Origin of the sequence: Paraburkholderia panacisoli (assembly GCF_008369935.1) — a bacterium.
In the GTDB taxonomy this organism is placed as follows: Bacteria; Pseudomonadota; Gammaproteobacteria; order Burkholderiales; family Burkholderiaceae; genus Paraburkholderia; species Paraburkholderia panacisoli.
Genome location: NZ_VTUZ01000135.1, coordinates 1 through 1,616, shown reverse-complemented (window position 1 = coordinate 1,616; position 1,616 = coordinate 1). Strand labels below are relative to the sequence as shown.

General features: G+C 60.6%; 1 pseudogene. It reads right to left on the bottom strand.

The annotated features are described in order from the left end of the window. Positions 1-1,567, bottom strand: a pseudogene (locus FVF58_RS50955) (DUF4158 domain-containing protein); the annotation flags it as partial. Positions 1,568-1,616: the final 49 nt, after the last annotated feature.

The following is a 1,616-nucleotide window of genomic DNA, read 5'->3' as shown; positions in this document are numbered from 1 at the left end:
TGCGTCGCGTAGCATGATCAAGCCCTGCTCGAGGTGCTCGATGAGCGGTTCAAGGAATTCCTTCGGGTCCTGCGGCAGCTTCAGATGTCCATAAAAACGGTTGCGTTTCGCTTTCCACTCGTCTGGTGGAATCAGGAGCATCGCCTGACTGCGGAACGCGAAGCTGTGTTCGATGAAAACGGAGCCATTGCGCAATGCGACGCGCAGCGCAAAGAGCGTCGCCCACTCGAAAGCCAACAGCGCTTTGTGCCGGTCATAGCCGTCGATCGCGTCGCGCCAGACGCGCCCGAATCGGATTGCTACGCGGTCCGGCAACGTGTAGGCCCTCCGGGCATAAAGGTCGCACAACACGTCAAGTGCGTTGATGACGGGATGGGTGGTCTGCGCTTCGAACGGCAGGCGGATGAGCCTAGCGAGCATCGCGCGCGCTTGCCCCCGTTTTGCGAGCAGGCGCGCGCGGACCAGACTTCGCTGGCTCGGCATTCGGCGGTCAAGCGACCGATCGGCCAGCTCGCATAAGCTCCTGCTGAGTTCTTCGCGCGCCAACGTTGCGTCAAGCGCGACTTTTTTCACGGCTGCTGCGAATTCGCGGAGACGCGTGTTTGGATCTAATTGGATCGATTCGACCTCACGCGTCGCGTCGTTGACCGCCTTCTGAACCCAGTGGCGCAGCATTGACAGCAACTGATCGGTTGCGGAGCACAGCGCGTAACGCATGAAGCAGGCTGCTTCCAGCCTGCGCGATCGTTGCTCGACGCGCTTACTGACCGAAGGTGGCCGACGCGCGCAGCGCCGCGCGTAGTGCCGCACAGCGGCGTCGTTGCAAAGCGTCGGCCAGCCTTGATGCACACCAATCGCATAAAGGCGATCGATCTTTGTGAACACGTCACCCATCTGATGCGTAGATTGCCGCAGGGGTACGGCCCACAACCATTGCTGCAGGCTCCCATGGTCATTGTCAGGTTGTGCCAACAGCCGACTCCAGTGGTCCAGTGTCGCGTCGCCAAACGCACCAATAACTCCATCAGTTAGAGACCGCTCGACATCCTGCCCAGCCTTCACGATAAGCCGCTTGAGCAACCGATCGTGGACGATCAGGATGTGATGCTCGTAGAGCCAGCGTTTCAATTCGTACAGCAAGTCGCCGCGCTCGGGTCGACCTGTCAGGCGTTCCTTGAGCCAACGCACGACGTACCGGCGCTGGTGCTCGGCCATCGGCCGGAAGCCGAGCGCCTGATATGCAAGGACCTGGTGATCTATGAGCGTCCGAGCTCGCGTTTCATACAGCGTCCGCAGCGTGCCGAGATCGGGTGGATCGACTGCCAGTTGCGCGCCAAGGTGACTCCAGAGCACTTTGGGAACCTGGCTTGTAGGCGTCGAGCGTGCGGCCGCTCATCCGGATAAAGCCGATGTGGAGCGCGACGGCAAGCCGGTATAGCTCGCCGCGACGCGCCTCGATCAGTGCACGTTCCTTCGTGGAGAAGGTGAAGAACGTGGCAAGGTCGAACTCGGTGAGTTCACGAGGGATCTGCCGGATGCCAAGATAAGTGACTTGCCAGTGTTCCATCGCGCTCGCCTCGAAGCGAATTACGGACCGACGAGCATAGCGACAACAA